This window comes from Pseudomonas sp. SA233 (genome assembly GCF_054792385.1).
Genome location: NZ_CP096449.1, coordinates 3144114 through 3165110 on the forward strand (window position 1 = coordinate 3144114; position 20997 = coordinate 3165110).

The following is a 20997-nucleotide window of genomic DNA, read 5'->3' on the forward strand; positions in this document are numbered from 1 at the left end:
CGTGAATGTGGTTCACGTTAGCACAACACACGCCACCCAATATGGCGTACTGGCACCTGAGAGCTATGCTCATTAGGTTTTTCCTCGGGCCGGGGGAGCAACGGCCCATTCAGGTTGCCGACGGGAGCGTGGTCATGAGCAAGAAAATGCTGGTGGTGCTGACCAATACAGCCAAGTATCCGACCCTCAAGCGGGCGACCGGCTTGTGGCTGGGGGAAGCGGTGCACTTTGTCGAAAAAGTCGAAAAAGCCGGTTACGAGGTCGATTATGTCAGCCCGCTGGGCGGCTACGTCCCTGTCGACCCGCATAGCTTGCAGATGGCCCCCGACCTGGACTGGCTGTGGTATGACGACAAGCGCTTCATGACCCGCCTGGGCAACACCTTGAGCCCTGGCCAGGTGAAGGCAGAAGAGTACAGCGTCATCTACTACACCGGCGGGCACGGAGTGATGTATGACTTTCCCGACAACCAGCCGCTGCAAGAGCTGGCCCGCCGGGTGTACGAGCACAAGGGCATCGTCGCGGCGGTGTGCCATGGCGTTGTCGGCCTGCTGAACATCAAGCTCAGCGACAACAGCCTGTTGCTCAAGGACCGTCAGGTGACCGGCTTCTCCAATACCGAGGAGAAGCTCGTCGAACTGGACAAGGTGGTCCCCTTCCTGACGGAAACCGAGCTGGGTGCCCGCGGTGGTGCCTACAGCAAGCATGAAGACCCGTGGCAGCCGTTCGTGGTGGCCGATGATCGGCTGATCACCGGGCAGAACCCGGCCTCCACGGCCCAGTTGGCCGAAAAAGTGCTCGCCAGGCTGAAGCGAGGCTGACAACGAGGTTCTACTTTTCTGTAAAACCGCAACACTTTTGGCCTACAGCCGGAGCACCATCAAGCACATAGAATCAGCGCTGACCTGTTCAACCCGAACAGCAAGGTTCAACGGAGCGGCGGTCCTATGGCAGCAATACCGAGTCTCGGCATCAACTGGCGGAAGTTACTGTTGATATTGTCCATCGGCGCAATACCGGTACTGTCCGGATTACTGATGATGAACTATCAACTGGACAGAAAACTTGAGGAGAATGCCAAGGTTTCTGTTCAAGAGGCGATTTTCAGCATCGACCAGGCACTGGGCCGCATGGAAGGCGATCTGGACCTGATCCTGCCATTGGCAGGCAAGCCCTGTGACAAAGTGCTCGGTACGCTGGAGCAGAGAGTCGCCAACAGCCAGCACCTTCGCTCACTGATACTCACCCGCGACCAACAAGCGTATTGTGCGACGGACATGGACCCTTTGGCGTATAACTCGGCTTTTGCCCTGTCCGGACGGCAGACAGAGCTGGCATTCGACGCTCCATCGTCGCCTAACGCGGCGATCATCAAAGTCCAGAGACCGAACAGCAACCCTGGGATAATCGCAACAGCGTACGGTCGGCAGCTGCGTGACGAACTGCGTGCTTTCCAGGACGGCCTGATATTGCTTCTGGAATTCGGCGACCTGTATATCTGGAGCGAGGGAGACAGCCGCGACGCACAACGGCCCTCCCAGGTCGAATTCACCGAGCGATCGGTTTCCCAGAAACATGGTTACGTGGTGATCGGCGGTTACCCCAAAGGATACGCCACCCAGGAGTTTCGCCTATCCCTGCATCAGGTACTGCCCTCGCTGGTATTGGTCGGGGTCGCCAGCATGTTCATCATGTACCTGGGCCTGACCATTTCGGGCAAGAAGAAGGGTTGATACCGCCGCCATCGAATCGTGACGGCGGTACCCTGGGGTTACTCGGTGCTCAGCACACCACGACGTACCTGGTCGCGCTCGATGGATTCGAACAGGGCCTTGAAGTTGCCTTCGCCAAAGCCGTCATCCCCCTTGCGCTGGATGAACTCGAAGAACACCGGGCCGAGCAGGGTCTCGGAGAAGATCTGCAGCAGCAGGCGCTTGTCGTCAGGCTGGGAGGCACCATCGAGGAGGATACCGCGTGCTTTCAACTGGTCGACCGGCTCGCCGTGACCTGGCAGGCGCTCTTCGAGCATCTCGTAGTAGGTTTGCGGCGGTGCAGTCATGAAGCGCATGCCGAAGCCCTTGAGGGCGTCCCAGGTCTTGAGCAGGTCATCGGTCAGGAAGGCGACGTGCTGGATGCCTTCGCCGTTGAACTGCATCAGGAACTCTTCGATCTGCCCGGAGCCCTTGGACGATTCTTCGTTCAGCGGGATGCGGATCATGCCATCCGGTGCGGTCATGGCACGCGAAGTCAGGCCGGTGTACTCACCCTTGATGTCGAAATAGCGGATTTCGCGGAAGTTGAACAACTTCTCGTAGAAGCCGGCCCAGTACGACATGCGCCCGCGATAAACGTTGTGGGTGAGGTGGTCGATGATCTTCAGGCCGGCACCCACCGGGTTGCGGTCCACACCCTCGATGAACTTGAAGTCGATATCGTAGATCGAGCTGCCTTCCTCGAAACGGTCGATCAGGTACAGCGGCGCACCGCCGATGCCCTTGATCGCCGGCAGGCGCAGTTCCATCGGGCCGGTTTCGATTTCCACCGGCTGGGCGCCCAGTTCCAGGGCGCGGGCATAGGCCTCATGGGCATTGCGCACGCGGAACGCCATGCCGCATACCGACGGGCCGTGTTCGGCAGCGAAGTACGAGGCGATGCTCTTGGGTTCGTTGTTCAGGATCAGGTTGATGTCACCCTGGCGATACAGGTGCACATCCTTGGAACGGTGGGTAGCGACCTTGGTGAAGCCCAGCATCTGGAATACCGGCTCGAGCACGCCAGGGGTCGGCGAAGCCAGTTCGATGAATTCAAAGCCCATCAGGCCCATCGGATTGTCGAAGATATCAGCCATGTTCGTGTCCTCATCTGCAGCGAAAAATTATTGATTGCGTGGGATGTGGAACGGAAACGGCGGGGAGCACGGGATACCCCGCACGCTGCGGGCGAGGAAATCACCTATTATCAGCTTGAACCCATGGTATGTCATATGGACCCATTCTCGGCGGGCTTGATCCTTCGGCATCGAAGGACCTTATTGTTGTATTCGTAAATGGATTCTACATTGCGTAAAATGGTTTGTCGCCCTTTAGTTGCTCACCGGTTCCGACAGGCGGCTATCCTCTCGTAATCCTTTATACAGATCAGGTCAGCATGCCCCTTACCGTCAAACGCCGCGCCGGCCTCGGCTGGCGCACCCTGTTGCCCTGGGTCGTCGGCGTGCTGCCCGTGGCATGCGGCCTGGCCGTGATGAACTGGCAGATCGAGCGTGAAATGCACGCCAGCAGCCAGGCTACCACCCGCCAGGTGGTGGAGCACGTCGAGCGCATTCTCGACAACCTGTCCACCGCTGCCCATGCTCTGCTTCCGCTTGTCGACAGCCCGTGCGACGAGGCCCAGCTCATGCTGCGCGCCCAGGTCACGCGCAACGCCTTCGTACGCTCGACCAACCTGTTCCGGCACAACGCCCTTTATTGCACCTCGCTGTTTGGCGCATTCGACGAGCCGGTCAACCCCGGCGACTACATCGACGGCAAGCTGTGGCTGATGGACGGCAACTCGGTCACCCCTGGGCACCCGCTGCTGGTGTATCGGGCCAGCGACGGCGACCGCGGCGCGATCAGTACGGTCGATGGCGAACACCTGCTGACGGCGCTGCGCCTGATCGGCCCCGATGAAGAGCTGCAGATCCGCGTGGGCGATGCCTGGCTGGGCAAGGATGGCATCGTGCACAAGGGCGTGCCACCTGCCGCGGCCAGCGCGAATGTGCAGCTGGGCTCGACCCGTTACCCGTTCAGCGTGCATGGCGGCTACGGCGCCGACAAGCAGGGCCAACTGTGGCGCAGCCACTATCCCGCCCTGTTCGGTCTGCTGCTGATACTGGGCGCAGTGGCCGGCCTGGTGTGCCGCTGGCAGGTTCGCCGCGCCACCTCGCCCCGTGCCGAACTGCGCCGGGCACTGGAGGCCGACGAGTTCCTGCCGTACTTCCAGCCGGTAGTGCGCAAGGGCGACTACCGCTGGGCCGGCGTCGAAGTGCTGATGCGCTGGAACCACCCGCGCGAAGGCCTGGTGCGCCCCGACCTGTTCATCCCCTACGCCGAACACAGCGGGCAGATCGTCGCCATGACCCGTGCGCTGATGATGCACACCGCGCAGAGCCTGGCTCCCTTTGCCGGGCTGCTGGAGGACGGTTTCCATATCGGCATCAACATCACCGCCGACCACTGCCGCGACTTCAGCCTGCTGGACGATTGCCGAACCTTCCTCCAGCACTTCCCGCCAGGCCGGGTGGTGCTGACCCTGGAGCTGACCGAGCGCAAGCTGATCGAGCCCACGCCGGTGGCCCTGGAGCTGTTCGAGAAGCTCGACGTCATGGGTGTGAAGATCGCCCTGGACGACTTCGGCACCGGCCAGTCAAGCCTCAACTACCTGCGCCAGTTCAAGGTCGACTACCTGAAGATCGACCAGAGCTTCGTGGCCATGATCGGTGGCGATGCACTGTCGGTGCACATCCTCGAGACCATCATCGAGCTATCGGCCAAGCTGGGCCTGGGCATCGTTGCCGAAGGCGTGGAAACAGAAGCCCAGCGCGACTACCTGGCCCGTCATGAGGTGGACTTCCAGCAAGGCTACCTGTTCGCCAGGCCCATGCCGGCTGCCCAGTTCCTCGAAGCGCTGGCCGCACGCCCGGCTGCGTCGCGGTTGCCGCAAGCCGCGCCCCCTGAGATCATGCGCGGCTGATCCACCTGCTCAATTCCCTATTCGAGGCATTCGTGTCAAAAGGCATTCTTTCGTCGGTCATGGCGTCCTGTCTGTTCGCCGTGATGTACTTCTATACCTCTCTGCTCTCGCCGCTCGATGGCGAGGAGATCTTTGGCTGGCGCACCCTGTTGACGCTGCCCTGCCTGACCCTGTTCATGCTTGTCTCGAAAGACTGGAAACGGGTGGGCGAACTGCTCGCCCGGGTAAAACACACGCCGCTGCTGTTGCTGGGCATGGTCGGCACCTCGTGGCTGATGGGCGTGCAGCTATGGCTGTTCCTCTGGGCACCCCTGCACGGGCGCAGCCTTGAAGTGTCGATGGGCTATTTCCTGCTGCCGCTGGCCATGGTCCTGACCGGGCGGCTGGTGTATGGCGAGCGCCTGTCACGCCTGCAGAAGGTGGCCGTGGCCTGCGCTGCTCTGGGCGTGGGCCACGAGCTGTATCAGCATGGCAGTTTCGCCTGGGAAACCCTGGTGGTGACGATCGGCTACCCGATCTATTTCGTGTTGCGCAAGCGCTGCCGCACCGACCATTTGGGCGGCCTGTGGTGCGATATGTGCCTGCTGTTGCCATGGGCGCTGTATTTCGTGATCCAGGGCCCGCTTTCCCCTGCGGATCTGCAGGTACACCCTGGGCTGTATGCGTTGATCCCGATCCTCGGGGCGATCAGCGCCTCGGCCCTGATCGCCTACGTGCTGGCCAGCCGCCTGCTGCCTTTCAGCCTGTTCGGCCTGCTCAGCTACGTCGAGCCAGTGCTGTTGGTAGGCGTTGCGCTGTTGCTGGGCGAAACCATCGGCCCGGATCAGTGGCTGACTTACCTTCCGATCTGGGCCGCGGTGCTGGTACTGGTGATCGAGGGTTTCAAGCACCTGCTGCGTCAACGTCGCCGTTCGGTGTAAGCCGAACCTGACGCACCCGCCGCTCCTCGACCGCCTCCACGGTCAGCGTCCAGCCATTCCAGGCCAGGCGGTCACCAACCATAGGCAGGCGGTCGAGCAGGCTCATCACCAGGCCCGCGAGGGTCTGGTAGTCCTCGGTGGCGCGGGCGCAGAAGCCGGTACGCGCCTGCACCTGGCTCAGGTTCAACGCGCCGCTGACCACAAAGCCTTCACCTTCCTGAACGATGCCCGGGCCTTCGACCTCGCTGGCATCCGGCAACTCGCCGGCAATCGACTCCAGGATATCGGTCATGGTCAGCAGGCCGGTAAAGTCACCGAACTCGTTGACGACGAAAGCAATGTGCGTCGACTGGCCTCGCATCTGCTCCAGGGCATTGAGGATGCTGAAGCTCTCCAGCAGGTTCAGCGGTACTCGGGCCATGCCTTCCAGATCGGGCTGGCTGCCCGACAGCAGCTCCTTGAGCAGTTCCTTCTTGTGCACGAAGCCCAGTGGCTCGTCCACGCGGCCATCGCGGATCAGGGGCAGGCGCGAGTACGGCGAATTGGCCAGGGCCTGGGCAATGGCGTCGGCCGGCTGCGCCAGATCGATCACATCGACCTCGGCGCGGGCGGTCATCACCGTGCGGATAGGCCGCTCGGCCAGGTTCAGCACGCCACTGATCATCACCCGCTCACGGCGGTCGAACAGCACCTGCTCCTCACCGCCTTCGACCAGGTCAGCGATTTCCTCGCCCACCTCGTCAGCCTCGACCCGGCGGCCACCCAGCAGGCGCAGCACGGCATGCGCGGTGCGCTCACGCAGCGGCCGGTGCTGCTGCAGGCTGCGCTTGCGGCGGGCACGGGCCAGCTGGTTGAACAGCTCGATCAGGATCGAGAAGCCGATGGCCGCGTACAGGTAGCCTTTGGGGATATGGAAGCCCAGGCCTTCGGCGGTGAGGCTGAAGCCGATCATCATCAGGAAGCCCAGGCACAGCATGATCACCGTGGGGTGGGCGTTGACGAAGCGGGTCAGCGGCTTGCTGGCAACGATCATGATGCCGATCGAGAAGATCACCGCGATCATCATCACCGACAACTGCTCGACCATGCCAACCGCGGTGATCACCGCGTCCAGCGAGAACACCGCATCAAGCACCACGATCTGCGCAACGATCGGCCAGAACGCAGCATGGCGCACCGCGCCACTGGCCTGGGTCACATGGCCTTCCAGGCGTTCATGCAGCTCCATGGTGGCCTTGAACAGCAGGAACACGCCACCGAACAGCATGATCAGGTCGCGGCCGGAGAAGCTCTTTTCGAACACCTCGAACAACGGCGCGGTCAGGGTGACCATCCACGAGATACTGGCCAACAGGCCAAGGCGCATGATCAGCGCCAGGCTCAGGCCAATGACCCGTGCGCGGTCGCGCTGATGCGGCGGCAGTTTGTCGGCGAGGATGGCGATGAACACCAGGTTGTCGATACCCAGCACCAGCTCGAGGACGATAAGCGTCAACAGGCCCAGCCAGGCCGTGGGGTCGGCTAGCCATTCCATTAGCGGGTACTCACGAGGGCAGCGTCACGAGGACGGGTGAAAGAAGGCCGGGAAGACCGGGGACTGGGGGGCTCCGCGAAGGTGCTCATATAGACCTTGTCAGCAAATTGGGAAAATGATCCTACAAGCACAGCAGCTTTCCGTAATAGCGCAAAACTATTACAAAACCTGTAACAACCTTGTAGGAGCGGCCTTGTGTCGCGAACGGGCCGCACAGCGCCCCCCAGGTTTCAGGAGCGCTCCATCAACAGCTGGGGCCGCTCTGCGGCCCGATCGCGACACAAGGCCGCTCCTACACAAAAATGCGCTGGCCGTGCGTGAGGTACTTTTCTTCAATACCGCAGGCTGTCAATGCCTGAGCATGAAGGTCCACCTCAACCAAACGGATCCCCCTCATGAGCCTGTCCCTGTCCATGGCCGCTTTCGCACTGGCGGCCTCGATCTCCCCCGGCCCGGTCAACATCGTTGCGCTGGGCAGCGGTGCCCGCCATGGCCTGCGTGCCAGCCTGGCACATGTGGCTGGCGCCACGCTGGGCTTCTGCCTGCTGCTGGTGCTGGTCGGGCTGGGCCTGCATCAATTGTTGCTGCGCTGGCCTTTGCTGGGCCTGATTTTGCACTGGGGCGGCGTGGCGTTCCTGCTGTACATGGCATGGAAGCTGGCCAGCGACGATGGGCAACTGGGCAGTGCCCATCCCACCCAGGCTCCCTCGGCCTGGCACGGCGCGGCGATGCAATGGCTCAATCCCAAGGCATGGCTGGCAGCGGTGGCCGGGGTTGGTGCCTATACCGGCGGTGAGCAGCAGCTGCTGTGGCTGTTTGCCTGGATCTACGGGCCGATCTGCTTCATTTCAGTGGCCAGCTGGGCGTGGGCCGGGAGCGTGGTTCGCCAGTATCTGGGCAACCCACGGCACATGCGCCTGCTGAATCGGGGCTTGGCGCTGCTGCTCGTGGGCAGTGCGGTCTATCTGGTCATTTGAGCCTGGCTGCACCGACCCTATCGCTGCCCTCAAGGCCTGCGCAGTACCTGTGGGAGCTGGGTTGCCGGCGATAGGGCCACCACCGCCAAAAATGGCAATTCAGCCGAATGCATTGCGGTAATGCCCCGGTGTCGCCGCCAGGTGCTGCTTGAAGGCCCGCTGCAGGTGCGCCTGGTCGGCAAACCCGGCCTCCTGCGCAACCTCGGCAATAGCCCGGCCCTGACGCAATTGCGCCCTGGCCAGCTGCACGCGCTGGTCGAGCAGGTAACCATGCGGCGTCAGGCCGAAGCGTTGGCGGAACGCGCGAATCAGGTAGGAACGCGACAGGCCGCACGCCGCGCAGATGTCGTCCAGGCTCAGCGGGTCGCCACGATGGGCGCGAATGAACGCTGCCGCCGTGTCCAGTCGTGGGTTGCCCTCGTCGTTGACGCTGGCATCGCCGCCAAGCAAACCTGGAAGTGCGCCAAACAGCGCCGCCAGGCGCCCTTCCCGGTCTGGCACGCCGGCGTCGAACAGGTCGGCAAAGGCCTGCAACAGGCTCCGGTACAACACCGGCGAGCTACTCCAGGGCCGGGCCGGCAAGGTGAACCCCAGCGCCTGCAACCAAGGCATATCGACGAACATCATCAGGTAGGACCAGTGTTCCCCGTCGATGGGGTTGCAGGCATGCACCACACCTGGGTTCATCAGCACCGTGGTACCAGCAGCCACCTCTATGCACTGGTCACCGTACAGATAGGAGCTGCGCCCACCCGTTATCACTCCGATGGAAAAGCTCTCATGGGAATGCGCGGCGTAGCACACCTGGCGCCCGTCCCCTACCCGCCGGGCCTCGACAAAGGGCAACGCCGGGTCGCGCCAGAACCGTGATACCTCGATCATCCCTCACCCCGCTCGCCGCTGCCATGCGCCTGAATACTACACGCCTATCGCGGAAACAGGTCTAGCGTCCGCTCAACTTCGCCGACATCGATCGTGAAACCATCGCCGTCCGGTATCCCGACTACAAAGCCGAAATGCTGGTGGTCTCGGTCCGTCAGGTACTTGTAGTAGCTGACAAACCGATTGGGCGGCTGCAACGTCAGCAGGCAACCACCGGCCTGCAGTACGTTGACCCCATGCACCAGCTGGCTACCCTCCACACCGATTACCACCCTCGCCCCGGCGCAGGCCGCGACGATACTCGGTACATCGGACTTCAGCGGGTTGACGATGCGAAAACCGCGGGTGGCGCGCAAATGCTCCGCCAGCGCCAGCTCATTGCGCAGCAGGCGCAGGTCACCATCGCCACCACGCAGCAGGAACACCCCCGGGTGTGGCGCATGCGGCACATGCGACAGCAACTTGTCGCCCATGGCCCGGTAGCGGGCATGCCGGCTGCGGTTGTTGGCCTGGTCATCGAACAGCACCAGCTCACGGAAAAACGCACTGCGCAGGCGCAGCGGGTTCATTTCCAGCCAGTCTTCATAGGCCGGGGCCTGGGCAAACAGCGGGAATCTGGCCGAGGGCGCGGTGGTTACCGGTATGCCTTCGTTACAGGCCAGCGCATAGGTCGGACAATCCTCCATCAGCCAGGTACCGAACCACGTGTTGCCGTTTTGCGTGCAATAGATGGCCGCGCGGTCGATTTCGTTTTCCACGACGATGCTCGGAAAGGGGCCCGGCTTCAACGACAGCCAATGGCTGGCCTTGCCCTTGTACAACGCCCCGTCGACCAGCCATACCTCCTTGATCAGGTAGCCCCGGGTTGGCCCTTGCAGCGTGCTGATGCCGCCTTCCATGGTGCGCGCAGGGTGCACGTAGGGATAGAAACGCTTGCCTTCCCACCCCGTTACTCGCTCCAGCTGGCCTGGCAGGAAAACGGCCGGGGGCGAAACCGTGACTTCCCCCGGGGCAATGTCCCAACTTTTGTCCGCCAAGCTCTTGAGGTCGATGCCGCTGTTCCTGCCTAGCCGTTTGCGCGCCATGTAGCGGTAGGCGGCCAGGGTCCAGGTGTGCTGCCTGGCCGCAGGCGATGCACTGAACTTCGAGATGTCGCTTCCCATGAAGCGTCCTCCCTTGATGACAAGGTCAAAAGCCTGGCGCAAGGCGCCAGATCAACGCCTCCTGGCAACCGCTCAGCTGCACATGACCCTTTCCATGGTGGGCGGTGACCGCAGGTTGGCGTAACGGTGACGCAGGCTTTCCACGAACGTTTCGCCCGTACCGTTGCCCCCATAGAAGTAGATCTTGTGCAGGCCGCCAAACACCATTTCCTGGTAGCGGCTGGCAACTTCCTCGTCACTCGCGCCCTCGGGCAACCCCAGGTGCAGCGTGAGCTTGTCGCCTTCGACCGCGAACATCGGTGTATCCCAGAGGAACTTCGCCGTGCCGGTTCTGGGCAAGCGGACAAACAGGTAGGCATGGTTACCCAGCGGGTCGATATCGCCACCGCGGCGGCGCTTCCACTTCAACAAACCGTCATCCGGGCGCGCCAGGCAAAGGCCGATATCGTAATAGTCGAAGCCCTGCGCCAGTGCCCACTCCAGGGCCATGAAGGTAGTGATCGAATTTACCTCGCGCAACTTCCGCGCATCGGTGAACACCGCCTCGCAATAGCCGAAACGCAGGGTGCTCCAATAACGCTTGCCACCACGCACCACTTCACAGCCCAGGTGGCAGCCGATCACTTCATCGCCCAAGGTGATCAAGTCGAGCCGACCGACGCCCCTGGCAATGCGGAACACTTCTTCAGTGGGAAACTGCGCGGCGTGGATACCTTGCCTGGCGCTGGCATAAGGGCGCAGCAGGTTGCGGTCGGCCATGGCGATCTCGTCATCCGACCGGGCCTGGCGCATCTGGTACAGCGGCCGGTTCTTGCGGATGCTGCGCCGCAACTCGCTGTCGTAGCGCGCGGTGATATCCTCCAGCGAGCGCCCCAGCGGCACCACGGCGCTCAGGTAATGCGGTACCGACAATGCCCCCGACGTCGGCATTTCGCTGACCACCACCACGTGGTTGGCTGCTACCGTCGCGCTTGCGCTGTCAACAATTGCAGCATTGCCCGAACCCTTGCCGGCAATCAGCAGCTTGGCCATTTCCCGTTGCTGCTTCCGGCCTATATAGATGATTTCGTAGGGGCTTTCCTGCTGCAACCTGAACCTGGCGACTTCCCAGCGCCAGAAACAGGCACGCGCCATCACTTCAGATACCTTGCTGGCCAGGTGTCTGATTTCGTAGCGTATGGAGGGCGAGACGAGTTTCCTCGCCGCTGCCGTCAAGGTCGCTTTCATTTCTTCTTCGACGTCCTTTGAGACACAGCATGGTCAATCGGAAAAGGACAGCAACTCAGTAAAAAGCACGTATCATGTTGATATTCTGAAATTATCCAGAAGCCCCCATGTCAACTAACAATTTAAGGTGCGCCCAAACACTTTATCAAGTGGCACTTTGATTGCATTTCCTTAAAGCTTCCTCACGCCATGTAAAGTTTCATGACGTCAAATTCCCTGCATGAATGACCGATTCAGACAGCGAATTTCCATCGATAGATCCAAGCCGCGTTATCCCATTACCACTCGCCTGTCTGGAATTGACGTTTGATGCCCCCTTTGCCTGAAAGGAGCGTCGACATGCCAGCCATCAACCCCCATCAACCCCTGCTTCAGGCGCAGCTGCCGCACTGGGCTCGCCAGGTAACGCTCAATCAGTGGGCCGCGTTGAAGCAAACCCAGGTCGCCCCGTGGAAGAGGCAGGACTGGTTCGCCAATGCTGCCCCCGACCTGCGTGAAGCAGCGTGCGCCAGCCAGGCGCGCCTGATGCAGGCGCAAGCAGCCTTGGCCAACTCACTCAAAGGCCTGCAACAAATCACAGAGTTCGCAGAACCATTGCTGCAACGGCGTCTTGCCGAGCACGGCTTTCACGCGCAGCTGCGCAATAGCCAGCTATTGCGGGTCAAGCGTAGCTGGCACTGGGCCGCCCTGCGCTATCTATCAAGCCATCGACGCGACAACCTGCTGCAGGCCGCGCTGCAGAACTTCGCCAGCGACGAGGTGTTCACTGCTGAAAGTGCCATTGCCCTGGGAGATAACATTCACGTCACGCCGATTCAGATACAAGGCGCCGTCCCTGTTGGCATGCAAGTGCCCGTCGCACACTTTCCATTGCAGTCGGAGCACTACCAGGTGGAACGGCTGCCACTCGAACCGGCCGCTTTCGCCACCCTGTGCCGTGACCTGGACCTGGGCAAGGCTTACCAGGCCCACCTGGAACAGCACCTCGCCCAACCCGCCACACGGGGCTTGGCCATCAGGGTGCAGAAAGACCGCCTGCGCCTGGCAGCCGACCTTGCCTATATGCGGCACCTGCTTGATGGCAGCACCCTTGACCAGATCGAACGGCTGTTGCGAGGTGGCACCGTACAGTGCTGGCAACTGGCGCTGTTCGGCACGCCCCTGCACGAGGTCATGCTGATCGATGCAGGCGGTGCGGGGCTGGCGTTGTATCTGCCCGGCCATGACCCGGCCCTGCGCCAATGCAGCAACCTGGACGCGGTACACGACACGCTGGCGACCTTGCTGCTGGAGCCCGATGACCGCCAAGCCTTCACGGCCTACATCAGGCAGGACCAGCGCACGCACTTTCTCGACCTGTTGCAGCAGAACCTCGACGCCACAGGCAATACTGCCTATGACCGCCCTTGGCAGCGCGCAGCGCAAGCGGACCTGCGTCCCACACGCGTGGCTATCACAGCCGAGCCTTTCGGCCATTACCAGGACCTGCACCTGGCCCGCCTCAAGCACGAAGCCAGCCTGCTGGCGGTCCCCACCGCGATGGCCGATGCCAACGGGCGGGCCAGGCGCCTGGATGAGTGGGAAAACCTTGGCCTGGATGCACTGAATATTGCCGCGTTCTTCATTCCAGGTGCAGGCACCCTGATGCTGGCCGTCACGGCCTGCCAACTGCTCGGCGAGGCCTTCGAAGGCTACCAGGCCTGGCATGAAGGCGACCGTCACCTGGCGCTGCGCCACCTGGAGGCGGTCGGCCTGAACCTGGCCCTGATCGGCGGCTTCGTCGCGGCAGGCAAGGTTGTACCCAAGCTGTTCAACAGCCCGTTGATGGAAAGCCTGCAGCAGGTACGTGGCAGCGACGGGCGCTACCGGCTCTGGAATGAAGACCTCACCCCCTACCGCAGTGCCGTGACACTACCGCAAACCCTGCAGCCCAATGCACTTGGCCAGTACCTGTACCAGGGCCGGTATTTCATCCGCATGGACGGCCAGCTCTTCGAACAACGCTTTGACCACAACCTGCAGCAATGGCGGGCCATTCACCCCGACACGCCCGATGCCTGGCAGCCACCGCTGGCGCACAATGCCCAAGGTGCCTGGCGCGGCCAGCATGAACAGCCCGGCCAGTGGCCATTCGCGAAGCTGGCGCGCCGTCTTGGCGAGGCGTATGCCGCGTTCACACCAGAACAGCTGGCCAAGGCAGGGCGCCTCTGCGGCATCGACACCGCGCGCTTGCGCCGGGTGCACCTGGAAGGCCAACCAACGCCCCCGCTGTTGCTCGATACCCTGCAACGCATGACGGCACAGGCCGAGGTAGAGGCGTTGGCCGACAAAGCCCCGCCAGGCCTGTTCGAGCGGCTCTACAATGGCAGCGCGCCCGCCACCCCGGCAACGCAGAAGCTGCTCGACGCCTATGCGCGGCTGTCCCCTGCCTTGGCCAGACGCTTGCTGGCGCCGCTGAGCGAGGCCGAAACGTTCGCCTGGCAAGAGCACAGTCAGTTGCCCACACAGGTTCGCCAGTTGCTGGAGCAGGTGCACAGCGAGCTGCCGCTGGTACGTGCACTGGAAGGTGTGCTTCAGCCAGCCCGGGCCAGCAGCGACAGCGAACGCTTGCTGTTCAGCGCCCTGGATGCCATGCCTGACTGGCCCGCGGACCTGCGCTTGGAGCTGCACGGTGCGAGCCCCGGAGGCCCTTTGCTGGAGCATGCCGGCCGCGAACAGGCCGGCACCCTGCGCCGCGTGATCAAATCGGTCGAAGGCTATGAGGTCGACCGGGGCGAGCGCCCTGCACCTGCACCGCTTGATCCAGACCTCTGCCGCGCCATCGAGCAGGCACTGCCGCGCCCACATCGCGATACGCTGGGCATCACGACGGCCGATGGCAGCTCGCTACGCCAGCGCGTACTGGGTTGGGTCGACCAGCACAGGGAGGCACTCGCCCAACGGCTCTGGGGGCACCGCGCGCTGCTGCGCAAGCCCATGGGCAACTTGCGCGGCGGTCGGCCGCTTGACCCCGAACCGCCTCAGCCGCGCCTGGCAAGCTCCCTGGCCGGGGCTTATCGCCGCTTGTTCCCTGACGCCACCGACTGGGAATTCGAAAACTGGCTAGGCAACGACGAGGACAACCTGTACGTCGATGACATTCGCTCACCCACACAGCGCCTGCATGACCTGCAGCAGCGTCTGGAAACTTTGCGCCGCGACCTGCATGAATGGGCCCGGCCCGATCCGCAGCGCCCTCACCAGCGACACCTGGCCATCCGCCCCATCCTCAACGCCTGGCGACGGCTGTCGACAATAACGCTTGAAGGGGGTGGCCGCCTGCACAGCCTGGACCTTTCCGGCCTGGACCTGGACAACCAGGCCTTGGCCAGCCTGGCCTTGCCGGACGACTTCACCCATGTGCAGCACCTGTCGCTCAGCTACAACCGTTCGCTCAGCCAGTTGCCGGCCGAATTCCACGAACGCTTCCCCAACCTCAATCGCCTGCTGCTGACCGACTGTCGGTTCGACACCGTGCCCCACCTGGGCAGCCCTGAGCAGCTCGCCTGGCTGGACCTGGAAGGCAACCGCATCACCTGGAGTACCCAGGCCCAGCAGGCCCTGGACCGCTACCCCGGGCTCAGCGTGCTGGACCTTTCGGGCAACCCGCTGCTAGAGGCCCCGGACCTGCGCGGGCTGGCCTACCTGAGGACGCTGTTCCTGAACGACTGTGCGCTCAGCGAATTGCCGCAAGGCCTGGACCAGATGATCGAGCCCATCATCCTGGACATTGGCGACAACCAGCTGCTGCGGCTGCCTGACGGTTTCAACGTACCACGGCAAGTCGCAAACGCCCTGCGCCTGGAAAGCGAATGGCTGGGTTCACCAGTGCTTGCGCAGATCGAGGCCTACAACGCGATGCACCAGGTGGACCTGCTGGTGTGCGATGGCGACTACCTGGAATTCTTCGAACAGACCGGCCCGGCCGAACTGGCCCTGTGGCAGCGATTGCCGCTGCAGTTTCGGCGCGACCTCAGGCCCTTGCTTGAACTTGAACCGTTCGTGTCCCGCCCACGGCAAGCCCGTGCAGAGTTCTGGCGGCGCCTGGCCCTGATCGACGCAGACCCGGCCCTGCGCCAGCAATGGTTGACGCACCCACCCTATGACCTGTTCAACCTCCCGCTTTGACAGGAATACGGATGCCTGCCTGTCCAACAGGCAGGCGCGGGTGGTCATGTTAAGCCAGACTGGTGTTTTTCCGGCGAGCGGTGCATGCTCGCTGCTGAAGCGTTTCACCCAGCTCGAAACCCACCCAGCAATGTGAGGTGCAGTACCCATGGACCGTCTGCTCGATTCACTCTTCCCCAGCGCCGAGGACATCCCGGAAACCTGGCGCCTGGAAGCCCCCCTGGAACAACGCGACTACCTGGTGAACGGTGAGCTCAGGCGGTGGGACGGCCCACTGGCCACAGTGCGCAGCCCGGTCTGGCTCAAGGAAGGCGACGATGAGCACCAGGTTGTGTTGGGCAGCGCTCCACTGCTCGATGCCGACACCGCGCTCACCGCCCTCGATGCCGCCGTGCAGGCGTACGACAAAGGCCGTGGCGCCTGGCCGAACATGCGCGTGGCCGAGCGAATCCAGCATGTCGAAACCTTCCTGGCGCGCATGCGCGAGCAGCGCCAGGCCGTGGTCAAGCTGCTGATGTGGGAAATCGGCAAGAACCTCAAGGACTCGGAAAAGGAATTCGACCGCACCTGCGACTACATCGTCGATACCATCAACGCCCTCAAGGACCTCGACCGCCGTTCCAGCCGCTTCGAGCTGGAACAGGGCACGCTCGGCCAGATCCGCCGAGCACCGCTGGGCGTGGCCCTGTGCATGGGCCCATACAACTACCCGCTGAACGAGACCTTCACCACGCTGATCCCGGCGCTGATCATGGGCAACACCGTGGTGTTCAAGCCGGCCAAGTTCGGCGTGCTGCTGATTCGGCCGTTGCTCGAAGCCTTCCGCGACAGCTTCCCGCCGGGGGTGATCAACGTCATCTACGGCCGTGGCCGGGAAACGGTAAGTGCGCTGATGGCCAGCGGCAAGGTCGATGTGTTCGCCTTCATCGGCACGCACAAGGCCGCCAGCGACCTGAAGAAACTGCACCCGCGCCCGCACCGGTTGCGCGCCGCGCTGGGGCTGGATGCCAAGAACCCGGGCATCGTGCTGCCCCAGGTGGACCTCGACAACGCCGTCGAAGAGGCCGTCACTGGTGCGCTGTCGTTCAATGGCCAACGCTGCACGGCGCTGAAGATCCTGTTCGTGCACGAGGATGTGGTCGATGCGTTCCTCGACAAGTTCCAGCGCAAGCTGGCCGCGCTCAAGCCTGGCATGCCTTGGGAACCTGGCGTGGCGCTGACACCGCTGCCCGAGCCCGGCAAGGTCGATTACCTCGATGGCCTGGTCGCCGATGCCACCGCCAAGGGCGCCCGGGTGCTCAACGAACGCGGCGGGCACAGCCGTGGCTCGTTCTTCTACCCCGCCGTGCTGTATCCGGTGAAGAGCGACATGCGCGTGTACCACGAGGAGCAGTTCGGCCCGCTGGTGCCGGTAGTGCCCTACCGCGACCTGCAGACGGTGATCGACTATGTGCTGGACTCCGACTACGGCCAGCAACTGAGCCTGTTCGGCAATGACCCGGCGACCATCGGCAGCCTGGTCGACATCTTTGCCAACCAGGTCGGGCGCATCAACATCAATGCGCAATGTCAGCGCGGCCCCGACACCTACCCGTTCAACGGCCGCAAGAACAGCGCCGAAGGCACCCTGTCGGTACACGACGCCCTGCGAGTGTTCTCTATCCGCACGCTGGTCGCGACGCGCTTCCAGGAGGCGAACAAGGAACTGATCAGCGAGATCATTCGCAACCGGCAGTCGACCTTCCTGACCACCGACTACATCTTCTGACCGCCACGCTTATAGAGAATCGATCTATCACCCCTGTCGATTTTCCATCAGCGCAAACGACTCTAAGCAAAAGGGCGCCAACCGGCGCCCACTTCCAAGGAGAGTCGAACATGGCAGCCAAACCCATTCCCGAAGGCCAGCACAGCATTACGCCCTACCTGGCCATCAACGACGCCGCCAAGGCCATCGAGTTCTACAAGAAGGCCTTTGGCGCGGTGGAAATGTTCCGCCTCGATGCCCCTGGCGGCCGCGTTGGCCATGCCGAGCTGAAAATCGGCGATTCGTCGCTGATGCTGGGCGACCCCTGCGACATGGAAGGCGGCCTCACCGCCAGCCAGAAGCTCAGCGGCGCCAGCGTAGGCCTGCACCTGTATGTCGAGGACTGCGACAAGGTCTATGCCCAGGCCCTGACGGCCGGCGCCACCCAGCTGCGTGCGGTGACGGACCAGTTCTACGGCGACCGCAGCGGCACCCTGAAAGACCCCTTCGGCAACATCTGGTTCGTTTCCACCCACAAGGAGGACCTGACCCCCGATGAAATTCGCGCCCGTGCTGCGAAGATGTTCACTGGCACTGCGCAGTAAGTTGAAAGCGGCGCCACTTTGCTTGAAGCTTGGGGCTCGTAGCTGGGAGCTGCTTCATGCGAATCATCGACAAAACCGCCGCACAGGTCCGTAGCCTGACCCCTGCAGAAGAGGAGCTGCTGGTCGGCTTTGCCACCGGCAGCCTCACCGGCCCGCGCCTGCTGCAGGCCAACCAGTTGCTGATGAAGGTGCGCAACGCCAACCAGTGGCTGGCCTGCGATTGCCGCAACGATGCCTTGCCGGTACTGAATGTCACCCTCAACGGCAGCACCGGTACGCTGTTTCTCAAGAACAACCCGGGAACTGCCGAACACGCGCCTGGCTGCCCGTTCACCAAGGACGAGCGCGAAGCGACCGAGCGCGAGAACGACCCCGCGCCACCCGCTGCCTGGCTGCCGCCTGACACACCGTTGCGCCTGATTGGTGATTTCCGCAGCAGCACCACCAGCAGTGGTGGCGACGGCAGCGAACGGCGTGAACAACAGCGCCTGCTGTCACTGTTGCTGACCTGGATCGAGACCAGCGGCCTGAACCTGTATGCCACGCACCTGAAAAAGGACCTGACCGGGCAGTTTGCCGAGTTGCGCAGCGTTGCCAGCCGCTATCCGCTGCTGGAACGGGTGCCCGCAAGCAACTACCTGGAAACCCGCCTGGACATGAAGCACATGATGATGCTCAAGTCCCGCCTGCGTGAAGCCACGGTGTTCGGCAACCACCGCCGCCACGGCCTGCTGCTGGACTGCGTGGACCAGATCAAAGGGCGCAAGCTGTTCAACAACCGCAGTGAAGACGGCTTCGACTTCCAGGGGCACCACCTCTACTGGGGCGGCAACCGCACCAGCGGGCCATTGCTGGCGCTGATGCTCTATTCACCGACCAGTGCCGGCAGCCATTACTACGAACTGATCCATGTGGCCAGCGTGCCGGTGCTATCGCGTGCTCATCTGTTCCCTGTTTACCGCGATGAAGAACGCGAGCCGCTCAAGGCCCTGGTGTCGCTGGTCGACTGGATGGCCGGCAAAGACGTGAAAGTGCAGATGCGCCGGCCGGTGATCGGCGGCCAGGTGATGGACGAACTGGTAATGACCTCGGACCAGGACCGGGTGTTGTCGGTATCGTTGCTGGAGCAGCCAATCGGCCCCGAACCGGATACCGAGAACTTCAAGCGCTACGCCGACTTCAAGAGCCTGGAAACCTTCCGCAAATTCGTCGCCGGCTTCTTCATGCGTGAGCGCTGAGCACCCTCTACCGGCACACACAAAACCTTGTAGGAGCGGCCTTGTGTCGCGGTGGGCTGCGAAGCAGCCCCGGCAATTCATGCACAAGTCTGAAACCCAGGGGCCGCTTCGCGGCCCATCGCCGGCAAGCCAGCTCTGGACCGCACCAACCTCAAGCCACGCGCCGTCCCTGTGGGAGCGGGCGTGCCCGCGAAGAGGCCCTTACAGGCTGCATGAGGTTTGCGTATCAACCCAGGAACAGCTTGTACGCCGGGTTGTCGGTCTCATCCCAGTACCGGTACCCCATCTCATCCAGCGCCAGCGGCAACCCCGCCAACTCATCCCCCGGTACTTCCAGCGCCGCAAATACCCGTGCTTCTGCCGCGCCATGGTTGCGGTAATGGAACAAGCTGATATTCCAGCGCTTGCCAAGCCGCTCCAGAAAGCCCAGCAAAGCCCCCGGGCGCTCGGGGAATTCGAAGCGCAGTACCCGCTCGTCAGCCCCGGGCGCGGCATGACCGCCAACAGTATGGCGCACATGCAGCTTGGCCAGTTCGTTGTCAGTCAGGTCCAGCACGCTGTAGCCCTGCTCACGCAGGCTGGCCAGCAACTGCTCACGCGGGTCGTGTAGTGGGTGTGTCTGCACCCCGACGAACAGCCGCGCCTCCTTGCCAGGGTAATAGCGGTAGTTGAACTCGGTGATCTGCCGCTTGCCCAGGGCCTGGCAGAAGGCGCGAAAGCTGCCCGGCTGCTCCGGAATGGTGACAGCGATGATCGCCTCGCGCTGCTCGCCGAGTTCGGCACGCTCGGCCACATGGCGCAGGCGGTCGAAATTGACGTTGGCCCCGGAGTCGATGGCCACCAGGGTCTGCCCCTGCACGCCGTCGCGCGCCACATATTTCTTGATCCCCGCCACGGCCAGGGCGCCTGACGGCTCGGTGATCGAGCGGGTATCGTCGTAGATGTCCTTGATCGCCGCGCACAGCTCGTCGCTGCTCACGGTCACCACTTCATCAACGAAGTGCCGGCACAACTCGAAGCAATGGGCGCCGATCTGCGCTACCGCCACGCCATCTGCGAAGGTGCCGACCTGCGGCAGGATCACCCGCTCACCGGCCGCCATGGCAGCCTGCAGGCAGTTGGAGTCCTCCGGCTCGACGCCGATCACCTTCACCTCCGGGCGCAGGTACTTCACATAAGCGGCAATACCCGCAATCAGACCACCACCGCCCACTGGCACGAAGATGGCGTCCAGCGCACCCGGGCGCTGGCGCAGGATTTCCATGGCCACGGTGCCCTGCCCGGCGATCACATCCGGGTCGTCGAACGGTGGCACGAAGGTGGCGCCTTCGCTGTCGGCCAGTTTCAGCGCATGGGCCAAGGCATGGGGGAAGCTCTCGCCGTGCAGTACTACATGACCACCGCGCGAGCGTACACCCTCCACCTTCAGCGACGGCGTGGTGGTAGGCATGACGATGGTGGCCTTCATGCCCAGGTGCGATGCCGCCAGGGCCACGCCCTGGGCATGGTTGCCCGCAGAGGCGGTGATCACCCCGCGCTCGCGCTGCACGGTACTCAGCCGTGACAGGCGGGTATACGCACCGCGGATCTTGAACGAAAAGGTAGGCTGCAGGTCTTCCCGCTTCAGCAATACCTGGTTGCCCAGGCTGGCAGACAACGCAGGCGCAGCTTGCAAAGGCGTTTCGATGGCCAGGTCGTACACCGGGGCGGCAAGAATGCGCCGCACCTGCTCCGACAGCAGTTGCTGGGGGGTGACGGTAGAACGAGGGCTGACGAAGCTGGTCATCGATGACTCCTTGGCTG

At 62.9% G+C, this 20997-nt stretch carries 15 protein-coding genes; 9 read left to right on the plus strand and 6 right to left on the minus strand.

Annotated features, from left to right (window positions below; all coding sequences use genetic code 11):
• Window positions 1-134: 134 nt before the first annotated feature.
• Both M1D87_RS14650 and M1D87_RS14655 read left to right on the plus strand, forming a co-directional pair.
• Window positions 135-821 carry a type 1 glutamine amidotransferase domain-containing protein gene (locus tag M1D87_RS14650; protein WP_061552573.1) on the plus strand — a complete coding sequence of 229 codons (687 nt, stop codon included), beginning with the start codon at window positions 135-137 and terminating at the stop codon, window positions 819-821.
• A gap of 216 nt (window positions 822-1037) precedes the next feature.
• Window positions 1038-1733: a CSS-motif domain-containing protein gene (locus tag M1D87_RS14655; protein WP_421091795.1), complete on the plus strand. Its 696-nt coding sequence runs from the start codon at window positions 1038-1040 to the stop codon at window positions 1731-1733.
• 38 nt (window positions 1734-1771) lie between these two features.
• Here the strand turns inward: M1D87_RS14655 and hppD are convergent, their stop codons facing one another.
• On the minus strand, window positions 1772-2848 hold the full coding sequence (gene hppD, locus M1D87_RS14660) for a 4-hydroxyphenylpyruvate dioxygenase (RefSeq protein WP_013972820.1): 1077 nt from the start codon (window positions 2846-2848) through the stop codon (window positions 1772-1774).
• 299 nt (window positions 2849-3147) lie between these two features.
• Here hppD and M1D87_RS14665 point away from each other — a divergent pair, with 299 nt between their 5' ends.
• Together M1D87_RS14665 and rarD are read left to right on the plus strand one after the other, a co-directional pair.
• Complete coding sequence (locus M1D87_RS14665; protein ID WP_322264060.1) at window positions 3148-4734, plus strand: cyclic diguanylate phosphodiesterase; 1587 nt, start codon at window positions 3148-3150, stop codon at window positions 4732-4734.
• Window positions 4735-4766: 32 nt separating this feature from the next.
• The gene (gene rarD / locus M1D87_RS14670; protein WP_039614701.1) at window positions 4767-5654 is read left to right on the plus strand and encodes an EamA family transporter RarD; all 888 of its coding nucleotides are present in this window, start codon (window positions 4767-4769) and stop codon (window positions 5652-5654) included.
• On the opposite strand, the gene M1D87_RS14675 is transcribed toward rarD, so the two are convergent.
• Window positions 5617-7188 carry a TerC family protein gene (locus tag M1D87_RS14675; protein ID WP_123085192.1) on the minus strand — a complete coding sequence of 524 codons (1572 nt, stop codon included), beginning with the start codon at window positions 7186-7188 and terminating at the stop codon, window positions 5617-5619. The genes rarD and M1D87_RS14675 overlap by 38 nt on opposite strands.
• 395 nt (window positions 7189-7583) lie before the next feature.
• Here M1D87_RS14675 and M1D87_RS14680 point away from each other — a divergent pair, with 395 nt between their 5' ends.
• Window positions 7584-8165: a LysE family translocator gene (locus M1D87_RS14680; protein ID WP_013972824.1), complete on the plus strand. Its 582-nt coding sequence runs from the start codon at window positions 7584-7586 to the stop codon at window positions 8163-8165.
• 99 nt (window positions 8166-8264) lie between these two features.
• Here M1D87_RS14680 and M1D87_RS14685 read toward each other — a convergent pair whose 3' ends face one another.
• From M1D87_RS14685 to M1D87_RS14695, 3 genes are all read right to left on the minus strand, one after another.
• Complete coding sequence (locus M1D87_RS14685) at window positions 8265-9047, minus strand: AraC family transcriptional regulator (protein WP_013972825.1); 783 nt, start codon at window positions 9045-9047, stop codon at window positions 8265-8267.
• A gap of 44 nt (window positions 9048-9091) precedes the next feature.
• Entirely contained in the window at window positions 9092-10210 is a 1119-nt protein-coding gene (locus M1D87_RS14690) for a glycosyltransferase family 61 protein (RefSeq protein ID WP_039614698.1), read from the minus strand.
• A gap of 72 nt (window positions 10211-10282) precedes the next feature.
• Complete coding sequence (locus M1D87_RS14695) at window positions 10283-11437, minus strand: GNAT family protein (RefSeq protein WP_123085191.1); 1155 nt, start codon at window positions 11435-11437, stop codon at window positions 10283-10285.
• 339 nt (window positions 11438-11776) lie between these two features.
• Here M1D87_RS14695 and M1D87_RS14700 point away from each other — a divergent pair, with 339 nt between their 5' ends.
• The 4 genes from M1D87_RS14700 to M1D87_RS14715 all read left to right on the plus strand — a co-directional run bounded on the left by M1D87_RS14700 (window position 11777) and on the right by M1D87_RS14715 (window position 19194).
• A complete protein-coding gene (locus tag M1D87_RS14700; RefSeq protein WP_123085190.1) occupies window positions 11777-15604 on the plus strand; it encodes a dermonecrotic toxin domain-containing protein in 3828 nt (1275 codons plus the stop codon).
• A gap of 148 nt (window positions 15605-15752) precedes the next feature.
• Entirely contained in the window at window positions 15753-17372 is a 1620-nt protein-coding gene (locus tag M1D87_RS14705) for an NADP-dependent glyceraldehyde-3-phosphate dehydrogenase (protein WP_024087207.1), read from the plus strand.
• A gap of 110 nt (window positions 17373-17482) precedes the next feature.
• Window positions 17483-17956, plus strand: a complete 474-nt coding sequence (locus M1D87_RS14710; protein ID WP_061552582.1) for a VOC family protein — start codon at window positions 17483-17485, stop codon at window positions 17954-17956.
• A 56-nt stretch (window positions 17957-18012) separates the two neighbouring features.
• A complete protein-coding gene (locus M1D87_RS14715) occupies window positions 18013-19194 on the plus strand; it encodes a hypothetical protein (RefSeq protein WP_421091794.1) in 1182 nt (393 codons plus the stop codon).
• Window positions 19195-19420: 226 nt separating this feature from the next.
• Here the strand turns inward: M1D87_RS14715 and ilvA are convergent, their stop codons facing one another.
• Window positions 19421-20980 (minus strand): threonine ammonia-lyase, biosynthetic, encoded by a 1560-nt coding sequence (ilvA, locus tag M1D87_RS14720; RefSeq protein WP_015270558.1) that lies wholly within the window; start codon window positions 20978-20980, stop codon window positions 19421-19423.
• Window positions 20981-20997: the final 17 nt, after the last annotated feature.

What these genes read in the sequence shown, in the direction of transcription:
- M1D87_RS14715 (WP_421091794.1), top strand. Translation starts at nt 18,013, where the DNA reads ATGCGAATCATCGACAAAACCGCCGCACAGGTCCGTAGCCTGACCCCT.
- M1D87_RS14685 (WP_013972825.1), bottom strand. Translation starts at nt 9,047, where the DNA reads ATGATCGAGGTATCACGGTTCTGGCGCGACCCGGCGTTGCCCTTTGTC.
- M1D87_RS14650 (WP_061552573.1), top strand. Translation starts at nt 135, where the DNA reads ATGAGCAAGAAAATGCTGGTGGTGCTGACCAATACAGCCAAGTATCCG.
- hppD (WP_013972820.1), bottom strand. Translation starts at nt 2,848, where the DNA reads ATGGCTGATATCTTCGACAATCCGATGGGCCTGATGGGCTTTGAATTC.
- M1D87_RS14710 (WP_061552582.1), top strand. Translation starts at nt 17,483, where the DNA reads ATGGCAGCCAAACCCATTCCCGAAGGCCAGCACAGCATTACGCCCTAC.
- M1D87_RS14665 (WP_322264060.1), top strand. Translation starts at nt 3,148, where the DNA reads ATGCCCCTTACCGTCAAACGCCGCGCCGGCCTCGGCTGGCGCACCCTG.
- M1D87_RS14700 (WP_123085190.1), top strand. Translation starts at nt 11,777, where the DNA reads ATGCCAGCCATCAACCCCCATCAACCCCTGCTTCAGGCGCAGCTGCCG.
- M1D87_RS14655 (WP_421091795.1), top strand. Translation starts at nt 1,038, where the DNA reads ATGATGAACTATCAACTGGACAGAAAACTTGAGGAGAATGCCAAGGTT.
- M1D87_RS14705 (WP_024087207.1), top strand. Translation starts at nt 15,753, where the DNA reads ATGGACCGTCTGCTCGATTCACTCTTCCCCAGCGCCGAGGACATCCCG.
- ilvA (WP_015270558.1), bottom strand. Translation starts at nt 20,980, where the DNA reads ATGACCAGCTTCGTCAGCCCTCGTTCTACCGTCACCCCCCAGCAACTG.
- M1D87_RS14680 (WP_013972824.1), top strand. Translation starts at nt 7,584, where the DNA reads ATGAGCCTGTCCCTGTCCATGGCCGCTTTCGCACTGGCGGCCTCGATC.
- M1D87_RS14695 (WP_123085191.1), bottom strand. Translation starts at nt 11,437, where the DNA reads ATGAAAGCGACCTTGACGGCAGCGGCGAGGAAACTCGTCTCGCCCTCC.
- M1D87_RS14690 (WP_039614698.1), bottom strand. Translation starts at nt 10,210, where the DNA reads ATGGGAAGCGACATCTCGAAGTTCAGTGCATCGCCTGCGGCCAGGCAG.
- M1D87_RS14675 (WP_123085192.1), bottom strand. Translation starts at nt 7,188, where the DNA reads ATGGAATGGCTAGCCGACCCCACGGCCTGGCTGGGCCTGTTGACGCTT.